Genomic DNA, 10,522 nt, shown 5'->3' with positions numbered 1-10,522 from the left:
GGGGTCTCGAAAAAGATCTTTTACTCCCATACAATGAACAAACCACAAAAATTCAAAAAGGCCGGGATTATTTAGTATATCTCTATTTGGATAAAAGTGATCGACTTTGCGCAACAATGAAAATCTATCCACTGCTTAAAGTGGGTGCAGACCATAAAATCGGTGAATGGGTAGAAGGATATGTTTATCAGATCAACCCTGAACTAGGAGCTTTTGTTGCAGTGGAAAACCTCTACCATGGGCTGATTCTTATGAAAGATGCTGATGTAGATATCCAATGCGGTGACAAAGTTAACGCTCGGATTTCAGAAATTAGAAATGACGGAAAGCTTATCCTAACGCCTAATCGACAGGCATATAAAGAAATACCAAAGGATGCTATTTTAATATTAACAAAGATGAACGAAAATCAGGGACTCTTGCCCTATAATGATCACACCAACCCACACATCATCAAGAAAGAATTAAATATGAGCAAAAGTTCTTTTAAACGCGCTGTTGGTAAATTATTAAAAGAAAAAAAAGTGCGAATAACCGAAAGAGGTATAGAAAAAAATGGAAAATAATAAATCAAGGGTAGTCATTATGGGGTGTGAATCCTATGAGTGTGATCTGGTTTATAAAAAACTAAAGATGGCCATCGATTTGCTTGGTGGAATAGAAAACTTTGTTTCTAAAGAAGATAAAGTTTTGCTAAAGCCAAATTTATTGCGGGGGAGAAAGCCAGAATTAGCCACAACCACTCATCCGGCAATTTTTGAAGCCATGATCCGCATCTTAAAGGAACATCAAATAGAAAATTTATTTTATGGCGATTCGCCTGGAATTGGGTCACCATCAGGGGCTTCAAAGGAAAGTGGTCTTACAAAAATCGCCGAAAAATACAAGGTACCAATGCTTGATTTCAGTCATGGCAGGACCATGGATTTTTATCTGGGACTAGTGAAAAAACGATTTGAAATTGCCAATGGTGTACTGGAAAGCGATGTGATTATCAGTCTGGCAAAAATGAAGACTCATGGCTTAACCCGATTAACCGGTGCAGTGAAAAACCAATTTGGCTGCGTCTATGGGCTTAATAAGGGTACTTCCCATGCCTGTTACCCGGATGCTTTAAGTTTTTCAAAAATGTTGGTGGATCTCAATCGATTTCTGAGTCCAAAACTACGACTCTTCATTATGGATGGGATCGTGGCCATGGAAGGAAATGGCCCGGCATCCGGAACGGCGGTACCAATGAAGGTGATCCTGGTTTCCGATGACCCGGTGGCTTTAGATGCTACTTTTTCCCGAATGGTCAATTTAGATCCGACTTTTGTGCCCACCAATGTATCTGGGGAGGAAATGGAATTAGGAAATTATTCTGAAGATAAGATTGAACTTTTAGGTGAGCCAATGGAAAAATTCTTCAATCCTGGTTTTGATGTTATTCGTGAACCGGTTGATGAAAAAGTGGCTTCAGGTCTGGGCTCCTTATCAAGATTCAAAGGATTTCTGGTTCGAAAACCAGTAGTGAATAAGGATAAGTGTATAGGCTGCGGCATCTGTGAACAAAGCTGTCCACTTGAGGAAAAAGCTATTAAAATGGTCCATCGTAAACGAAGAAGCTATCCACTTTATTATTACAACCGTTGCATCCGCTGTTATTGTTGCCAGGAAATGTGTCCGGAAGGCGCTATTTCTGTAAAAACACCATTATTAGGGAAACTGCTTGTTTATAAATCAAGAGAATAATTTAATGAAAAGAGATCAGGTTCTGTATATTTTCAGAAACTGGTCTTTTTTACTGTTAAGAGTTGCTTTTTATAAAAAAACCATTGACAGATCACCCATGATTTTATATGATATTTTGAAATACTTAAAAAGGGAGTGATTCCACTGTTAGCAGCAAAATTAATTCTAAAGTGTCTCGAAAGAGAAAAAGTTGAGTTTGTGTTTGGTTATCCGGGAGGATCAGTGTTGCCCCTTTATGAAGCTTTCAGGACATCACCGATAAAACATATTTTAGTACGAAACGAACAGGCAGGACCACATTATGCCAGTGGATATGCCCGTGAGTCCGGACGAGTCGGCGTATGTCTCGCAACTTCAGGTCCCGGTGCCACGAACCTGGTGACCGGCATTGCCACGGCTTATCTTGATTCTATTCCGATTGTGGCCATAACCGGCCAGGTCGATCGAGCACTTATTGGAACAGATGCTTTTCAGGAAGCAGACATTACCGGAGCCACTGCACCCTTTACGAAGCATAGCTATTTAGTGAAAGATGCTGCAGATATTCCAAGAATTATCAAAGAAGCATTCTATATTGCATCAACCGGCCGACCGGGACCTGTGCTGATTGATATTCCAAGAGATGTTCAATTGGAAAATGTCAAAACTCCACTGACCTGGGATAAAGTTGATATTTTGGGTTATAAACCAACCTACAATGGTCATAGCGGACAAATTAAACGTGCCATCAAAAAGATAAAAGAGGCGAAGCATCCGGTGATTTATGCCGGTGGCGGTGTAATTTTGGGACACGCCGAAAAAGAACTTTTGGCTTTTGCCGAGAAAAACAATATTCCAGTCATTACGTCGCTTATGGGGATTGGGAGTTTTCCCGAAGACCATCCATTATACTGTGGCATAGTGGGAAGCCATGGCTTTGAATATTCAAATGTCGTTATGAATGCCTCAGACTTGATTATCAATATTGGTGCCCGAATGTCGAATCGCGCAACCTCAAATCTGACAAGCTTTGAAAATAATATTGATTTTGTTCATATTGATATTGATCCTGCAGAAATAGGCAAAAACATGGAAGCCAGCATTCCTATCGTAGGGGATGCAAAAACAATTTTAACGTGTTTTTTAGAAAAGGATGCTGTTAAGGATCATACTCAGTGGCTTTCAGAAATTGAAAAAATGAAGAGTGAATATCCTTTAATATATGATGCGGATCCACCCTGCAGTGAATTAATTAATCCCAAGATTTTATTCGATGCTCTGTCTGGAATGACCTCTGATAATGCCACCATGGTTGCAGATGTTGGCCTAAATCAGATTTGGTCAGCCCTTTATTATCGCATCATTAAAGACCGTAAGTTCTTTACTTCAGGCGGTCTTGGCACCATGGGCTACAGTATCCCAGCCGCCAGCGGGGCCTGCTTTGCGACCCTGAATAATCCAAAAGAGATTTTTGTGGTTTGCGGTGATGGAAGCTTCCAAATGGGAATGGGCGAGCTTGGAGTGATTGCAGAGCACCAGCTGAATATAAATATAATCCTGATTACCAATAACAAGCTGGGCATGGTAAGACAACTTCAATTTGATACCTATGGAAAAGGCCATTACAGTGGAACCGACCTTAATTTTGAAATCGATTTTATGAAGCTGGCCGAAGCCTATGGTATTAAAGGATTTAAAGTGGATAATAATGCGGACTTTGAAAAGATCATGCCGGAAGCCATTAAACATAAGGGGCCAACCTTAATCCAGTGTCAGGTCCATCCGGATTTCATAAGAATATAAAGGGAGAGATATGGAAGAAAAAACATGTTTATCATTACTTGTTGAAAATAATTTTGGTGTTTTAAGTCGGATATCCGGCTTATTTGCAAGACGTGGGTATAATATTGATAGCCTTACCGTAGGAACTACCGTTGATGCAAAATTCTCTCGGATTACAATTACTGTTACCGGAGATGAACAAGTTCTGACTCAAATTAAAAAGCAGTTGAATAAGCTTATTGATGTGATTACTGTTATTGAATTAAAACCTCATGAATCCATTACAAGAGAACTGGTCTTTATTAAAGTAAAAGCCAATAATATTACACGATCTCAGATTGTAGAAATTGCAAATTTATTCAGAGCCAACATTGTGGATGTAGCAAGAGAAAGTTTAATTCTTGAAATTACAGGAACCCGGGAAAAAATTGATGCCTTTTTTAATATGATTGAACCCTATGGTATTTTAGAATTCATTCGTTCAGGAGATACCGGGTTACAACGGGGAGAAAATGTTTTATCGTATTAGCCATAAATTCTGAGTTGTATAAAAATATCATCGACAGCTGGAAAGTAAACTTTCCAGCTGATTTGCTATCAAAGGATTGCCATATTTAATGAAAGATCAAATATGGATACATATATTCGTATTCAAGAACTTAAGCGTCAAGGTTGATGATAAGGAGGATTACGCATGGATTTATGTGATATCATGAGACAGAAATTTTATAAAGAGTGGGAAATATTTTCACGAACAGGCGAGTGTGATTCCAACGTTATTCGACCGATCATCCTGGAATCATGGAAACGATGTCGAAACCAAGGGATTGATCCCTTGGACAGTAAAAACTATTTTATTGAAGACCCGCAACGATTTGACAAGATATTACGTGCAAATAATTATTTAATTGCGTTAGCAAAGCCATACATGGAAATATTAGGGAAAATTGTTGATGAAACAGGTTTTATGGGAATTTTGGCGAGCAAAGAAGGATATGTATTAAATACCATTGGGGATCCTGAACTAGTGAAATCTGCAGAGGTCGAGTTCATTAAACCTGGAAGCATAAGAACGGAGAATGTTTCAGGTACAACAGGCATAGCAATTTGCCTAATTAATAAACAACCAGTGCAGATTTTCAGTTCTGAGCATTATTGTAGTTTTTATCATAATTGGACCTGTTGTGCGGCGCCAATATTTGGTGAGTTGGGAGAGCTAGTTGGGGTTTTGAATTTAAGCGGGGACTATCGATTTATTCATAAACATACCCTGGGGATTGTCATAGCCTTAGCGAAAGCGATAGAAGATGCGATTAAATTAAGCTCCATAAATACGTACCTTCATAACTGCATCGATAGTTCGGAAAATGGGATGGCTGTTCTAGACACAAAAAATAATGTGAAACACCTAAATAAAAATCTGAAACAGTATAGCACGCCTTCAGAAAATGAATTACTGGAAAAGCCCGTTAGTGAAGTCTTGATTTCCGAGCCTCCTTTGATTGAATTATTGGAGAAAGACAACAAATTCTTTGAAAAAAGTATTGTGATCAAAAATAAAAATAAATATACAACGTTATTGGTTAATACCCAATCCGTGTACACTGAAGAAAATGAACTCATTGGAAAGCTGATTGTGACCAAAGAAAAGAAAGAAGTGCACAATTTAATCAATCGAATGGTAGGAGCCTACGCCACCTTTACTTTTGATGATATTCTGGGGAAAAACGAAAAGCTTCTTAGTACAATAGAGCTTGCCAAGAGCGTGGCGTCAACTGATGCCAGAGTATTGATTCAAGGTGAGAGTGGAACTGGAAAGGAGCTCTTCGCTCAGGCAATCCACAACATGAGTGATTTGCGAGACGGCCCATTTATCGGCATCAATTGCAGTGCCATACCCTCAGAATTAATGGAAAGCGAATTGTTTGGATATAATGATGGCGCTTTCTCAGGGGCTAGAAAAGGTGGTATGCCAGGCAAATTTGAGTTGGCCGATGGTGGAACTATTTTTCTCGATGAAATAAATAGCATGCCTCATTTTATGCAAATAAAGTTATTAAGAGTTCTGGAAGAAAACAAAATAGTTCGGGTTGGTGGGAATGTTGTTTTACCCATTAATGTGCGAATCATAGCGGCGAGTGGCGAAAATCTAGGAGAATTGGTTGAACAAGGCCGCATGCGACTAGACTTATATTATAGGATTAATACTTTTATTCTAGACGTTCCGCCCTTACGGCAGAGAAAAGATGATATTCCGTTATTAGCTAAACACTTTGTTGACATGATTTGTTGTAAAATTGGTATGGAGGTGAAGGAACTTTCAGAGGATTTTATTTCGGCTTTAATGAAGTATGAATGGCCGGGGAATATTAGGGAACTTGGCAATGTACTTGAAAGAGCTATCATTATTTCTCAAGATGATACTATCTTAACCGCAAATCATTTAGATACGACTAGTTTTAAAGTTTATAGTCGCTCTTTCGAACCAGTTGTCGATTGTGAAAAAACCCCTCCCGATGTAAAGACATTAAGGCAGATAGAAAAAGAAACGATCATAGAGGTTTTAAAACTAACTAATAATAATCGTGCTTTGACTGCAAAACTGTTGGACATACACCGAAATACGCTTAGAAATAAACTGAAAGAATATCAAATTTAAAAGTTGTGCATAATGCACAATATTTGTCCACAAAAAATGTGCACCCTTAAAATGGTGCACATTTTTTGTGGACAAATAGAAAACTCCTAAATTCAAAGAATGGTGCCCATAGGGGGTTTAAGACTTTTTTTTACTGAAATTTTATTTTGGCATAGTTCTTGCGATACATACAAGAGTAATTAAAAATAATTGGAGGTTTTAAAATGACTGAAATCAAAAGACTTAAGTATTTCTGTAATGGCCAATTCATCGAATCAGAGACCGAAAAATATGAGAATATTGTTGATCCCAGTACGGGTAAAGTAATAGCCCAGTCCCCGCGTTGTACCGAGGGAGAGGTGTTAAAAGCTATTGCAGCGGCAAAGAATGCATACCCGGCATGGTCGAATACGCCTCCCATGAAGCGGGCGCAAATCCTTTTCAAAATCAGAGATCTTATCATGCAAAATTTAGACGATCTTACCCTAAGCCTTGCTACTGAAAACGGTAAGGTATGGAATGAGGCCCAGGGTGATGTGTTAAAAGCCATCGAAGGTACAGAGCTTGCTTGTGGCATTCCAACGCTTTTAATGGGTGAATCGTTAATGAATGCGGCAAATGGTATTGATACGGTTTTGTACAAAGAATCAATCGGCGTATTTGTAGGATTAGTTCCTTTTAACTTCCCCGCAATGATTCCTTTCGGTTGGATGGCTCCTCTTTGCATTGCTTCCGGTAATACCATGGTTTTAAAAGCATCCAGTACCACGCCCATGACAGCCTATAAAATGGCTGCAATTTACAAAGAAGCTGGGGTTCCCGATGGGGTAATAAATGTAGTAACCTGTAGCAGAAACGAAGCTGAAATTTTTCTTACCCATGAAGACGTCCGGGGTATTACCTTCGTTGGTACAACCAATGTCGGTAAACATATATATTCAGTGGCGGCTGCACACGGCAAGCGGGTTCAAGCTCTTTGCGAAGCTAAAAACCATGCCCTTGTTTTAGAAGATGCTCCTCTTGAAAGAACTGCCGCCGGTATCATTAACGCCGCTTTCGGTTGTGCTGGAGAACGATGTATGGCACTTCCCGTTGTTGTCGTGCAGGAAAGCATTGCAGATAAACTGGTTGAATTATTAGTGGAGTTATGTAAAGAAACGAAAATTGGACCAGCTTATGATAAAACCTCGGATCTTGGTCCCGTTATCACAGATGATCACAAGAAGCATGTTTTAAAATGGATTGAGACCGGTTTAAAAGAAGGCGCAAAGCTTGTGTTGGATGGCAGAGACATTAAAGTTAAAGGCTGCGAAAATGGCTCCTACATTGGCCATACTATATTTGATCATGTGACTTCTGATATGACCGTCGGCCAGAAAGAAATCTTCGGACCCGTTTTATGTATCAAAAGAGTTAAGGATTTTGAAGAAGGTATTAAAATTATGAATGCAAATCCCTATGCCAACGGTTCAGTGATCTTCACACAAAATGGCTACTATGCAAGGGAATTCGCGAAGCGTACTGATGGCGGTATGGTTGGTATCAATGTTGGCATACCGGTTCCGATTGGCATATTCCCCTTCAGTGGACATAAGAATTCTTTCTTCGGCGATTTACATGCTCTTGGCAAAGATGGGGTAAAATTCTATACAGAAACTAAAAGCGTTACAACGAAATGGTTTAATCAGGAAGAAATGAAACAAAAAACTGTTTCCACTTGGGATGGTACAATCTGATAAAAGATGATCTGTTCCTCATTGTTGCAATAACAACATTGGTTACGGTTCTAGTCAAAAATAAGTATAAGGAAGGATGATGGAGTCATGGCCAATTTATTTTTGAGCCCAAGGAAAATTTTATCCGGCAAGGAAGCATTAGAGACGTCGGGTCTATATTTGAAAGAGTTAGGGAGTAAAGCATTAATTATCACCGATAACATTATGGTTAGCACAGGAAAGGTGCAGAAAGTAACAAAAGTATTGGAGGAAAACGCTATCCAGTATAAATTATGGCCTGGAATAAATAGCGAACCTACCGATGAAATGGTTTATCAGGGCATTGAATTGTATAGTGAAGCAGGCTGCGATTTTCTGATCGCCCTTGGTGGTGGAAGTCCAATTGATGCAATGAAGGCAATTGGTGCTTTGATTACAAACAAGGGGAGTCTCACAGATTATATGGGAAAAGAGTTAAAAAAAACGATTCCCAATCTAGTCGCAATACCAACAACTGCCGGAACTGGTTCCGAAGCCACTCAATTTACAATCATAACTGATACAAAAAATAATGTAAAAATGCTTTTAAAGGGGGCCGTGTTAATGCCATCATTAGCTATCGTAGATCCAGGTCTAACGATTACCTCACCAGCTACAGTTACAGCAGCTACAGGTATTGACGCTTTAACTCACGCAGTGGAAGCTTATTCATCGAGAAAAGCACAACCTTTATCAGATGTTTTTGCAATGTCGGCATGTAAACGGATTTTTGGGAATCTCAGGCAAGCATATATCAATGGTTCAGATCTAGAGGCTCGAAACCAAATGGCTTTGGCAGCATTGGAAGCTGGGATCGCATTTAACAATTCGTCCGTTACCATTGTTCATGGTATGAGCAGGCCGATAGGAGCTTTGTTTCATGTGACGCACGGAGTTTCAAATGCTATGTTACTTGGGGCATGTCTAAAATTTGCTGTAGAGGGCGAGGGTACGGAAGCAAGATTTGCTGATATTGCTAAAACGATCGGTATTTTCAAGGAAGGTATGACAGCTAAAGATGCATCCTGGGAACTTATCAAAGAAATTGATAAACTGTGCAGTGATCTCCACATTCCTACCCTGAAAGATTATGGTGTGGCAAGAGATGAATTCTTTAATAATATAGATAAAATGGCGGATGATGCTTTAATCAGTGGTAGCCCAGATAACACCAGAAGAAAACCTAATAAAGATGAAATCACAGAGATTTACAAGAGTCTTTGGATTTAGGCTATAGTTGGAAGAGCAAAACAGAAGATAATTAGGGTATTGGAAGAAAAATATTGCCCTATAAATGTGATTTAAGTCAGAATATTCAAAAAATATGGAGGAAAAATAAATGAGAATGTATGATTATTATGATTATTTAGTACCATCTGTTAACTTTTTGGGAGCAGGAGCAGTAAAAGTAGTCGGCGAAAGAGCTAAAATTCTAGGTGCAAAAAAGGCGTTAATAGTAACTGATAAGTTTCTTAGAAGTGTCCCGGATGGAGCAGTAGCCCAGGTTGAAGTTTCATTAAAAGAAGCAGGAATTAGCTATGTATTCTATGATTCAGTTGAACCGAATCCTAAAGATAGAAACGCAGTTGAAGGAGTAAAAATATTCAATGATGAAAACTGTGACATGATTATTACAGTGGGTGGCGGAAGCGCACATGACTGCGGTAAAGGCATCGGTATAATGGCAACTCATCCAGGGGAATTATTTGATTATGCAGGTATAGAAACTCTTGCAAATCCACTGCCTTCAATTATTGCTGTTAATACTACAGCTGGAACAGGCAGTGAAGTGACACGTCATTGTGTCATAACGAATAGTAAAACTAAGATTAAATTTGTAATAGTCAGTTGGAGAAACTTACCCTCAGTTTCAATCAATGACCCATTACTAATGGTTGGAAAACCAGCAGCGCTAACAGCTTCAACGGGTATGGATGCTTTGACTCATGCTATAGAAGCTTATGTTTCAAAGGATGCTAACCCTGTGACAGATGCATCTGCGATCCAAGCTATAAAATTAATATCAAACAATTTACGACAAGCAGTTGCATTAGGGGATAACTTAGTGGCTAGAGAAAATATGTGTTATGCTTCAATGCTTGCAGGAATGGCTTTCAATAATGCTAATTTAGGTTATGTACATGCCATGGCTCACCAATTAGGCGGACTTTATGATATGCCTCATGGAGTAGCAAACGCTATATTACTTCCATTCGTTGAGAAATGGAACGTTATTTCTAATCCGCAGAGATTTGCTGATATAGCAGAATTTATGGGTGAGGACATACAAGGGATTTCAGTATTGGATGCAGCTGAAAAATCGATTGATGCGATGTTCAGACTTGCAAAGGATGTTGGAATTCCAGCTGACTTAAGCTCACAAGGAGTTAAAGCAGAAGATTTCGAATACATGGCAGACTGGGCCTTAAAAGATGGTAATGCCTTTAGTAATCCGAGAAAAGGAAACAAGGAAGATATTGTTGCATTGTTTACATCGGCATTCTAGTTCTTGTTTAATAGAACTGAAAATTTAAAAGAATAGGCAAGACATCTGATAACTGCTTAGTACCTATAGAAACGATTAATGTCATCAGGGGGAAAGGCAGTATATCATCAGTCATGGTAACGAAAGAGG

The 10,522-nt window shown here is 39.0% G+C and carries 8 protein-coding genes; all 8 read left to right on the top strand.

Annotated elements, in window-relative coordinates; all coding sequences use genetic code 11:
- A partial coding sequence (locus tag VIK44_RS12855; RefSeq protein WP_331554293.1) for a S1-like domain-containing RNA-binding protein occupies nucleotides 1–566 on the top strand: 566 nt, incomplete at its 5' end.
- The gene (locus VIK44_RS12850; RefSeq protein ID WP_331554292.1) at nucleotides 556–1,734 is read left to right on the top strand and encodes a DUF362 domain-containing protein; all 1,179 of its coding nucleotides are present in this window, start codon (nucleotides 556–558) and stop codon (nucleotides 1,732–1,734) included. The genes VIK44_RS12855 and VIK44_RS12850, both read left to right, overlap by 11 nt.
- Before the next feature lie 138 nt (nucleotides 1,735–1,872).
- The gene (ilvB, locus tag VIK44_RS12845; protein ID WP_414637082.1) at nucleotides 1,873–3,516 is read left to right on the top strand and encodes a biosynthetic-type acetolactate synthase large subunit; all 1,644 of its coding nucleotides are present in this window, start codon (nucleotides 1,873–1,875) and stop codon (nucleotides 3,514–3,516) included.
- A gap of 10 nt (nucleotides 3,517–3,526) precedes the next feature.
- The gene (gene ilvN / locus VIK44_RS12840) at nucleotides 3,527–4,024 is read left to right on the top strand and encodes an acetolactate synthase small subunit (RefSeq protein ID WP_331554291.1); all 498 of its coding nucleotides are present in this window, start codon (nucleotides 3,527–3,529) and stop codon (nucleotides 4,022–4,024) included.
- A 165-nt stretch (nucleotides 4,025–4,189) separates the two neighbouring features.
- Nucleotides 4,190–6,154: a sigma-54-dependent Fis family transcriptional regulator gene (locus tag VIK44_RS12835; RefSeq protein ID WP_331554290.1), complete on the top strand. Its 1,965-nt coding sequence runs from the start codon at nucleotides 4,190–4,192 to the stop codon at nucleotides 6,152–6,154.
- Between the two features lie 203 nt (nucleotides 6,155–6,357).
- The gene (locus tag VIK44_RS12830) at nucleotides 6,358–7,869 is read left to right on the top strand and encodes a CoA-acylating methylmalonate-semialdehyde dehydrogenase (protein WP_331554289.1); all 1,512 of its coding nucleotides are present in this window, start codon (nucleotides 6,358–6,360) and stop codon (nucleotides 7,867–7,869) included.
- 87 nt (nucleotides 7,870–7,956) lie between these two features.
- Nucleotides 7,957–9,117: an iron-containing alcohol dehydrogenase gene (locus VIK44_RS12825; protein ID WP_331554288.1), complete on the top strand. Its 1,161-nt coding sequence runs from the start codon at nucleotides 7,957–7,959 to the stop codon at nucleotides 9,115–9,117.
- A gap of 109 nt (nucleotides 9,118–9,226) precedes the next feature.
- Nucleotides 9,227–10,393 (top strand): iron-containing alcohol dehydrogenase, encoded by a 1,167-nt coding sequence (locus tag VIK44_RS12820; RefSeq protein WP_331554287.1) that lies wholly within the window; start codon nucleotides 9,227–9,229, stop codon nucleotides 10,391–10,393.
- Nucleotides 10,394–10,522: the final 129 nt, after the last annotated feature.

Source organism: Acetobacterium sp., assembly GCF_036508315.1.
GTDB lineage: Bacteria > Bacillota > Clostridia > Eubacteriales > Eubacteriaceae > Acetobacterium.
This window is presented reverse-complemented; position numbering and strand designations above follow the sequence as displayed.

What these genes read in the sequence shown, in the direction of transcription:
- VIK44_RS12850 (WP_331554292.1), top strand. Translation starts at nt 556, where the DNA reads ATGGAAAATAATAAATCAAGGGTAGTCATTATGGGGTGTGAATCCTAT.
- ilvN (WP_331554291.1), top strand. Translation starts at nt 3,527, where the DNA reads ATGGAAGAAAAAACATGTTTATCATTACTTGTTGAAAATAATTTTGGT.
- VIK44_RS12835 (WP_331554290.1), top strand. Translation starts at nt 4,190, where the DNA reads ATGGATTTATGTGATATCATGAGACAGAAATTTTATAAAGAGTGGGAA.
- VIK44_RS12830 (WP_331554289.1), top strand. Translation starts at nt 6,358, where the DNA reads ATGACTGAAATCAAAAGACTTAAGTATTTCTGTAATGGCCAATTCATC.
- VIK44_RS12825 (WP_331554288.1), top strand. Translation starts at nt 7,957, where the DNA reads ATGGCCAATTTATTTTTGAGCCCAAGGAAAATTTTATCCGGCAAGGAA.
- VIK44_RS12820 (WP_331554287.1), top strand. Translation starts at nt 9,227, where the DNA reads ATGAGAATGTATGATTATTATGATTATTTAGTACCATCTGTTAACTTT.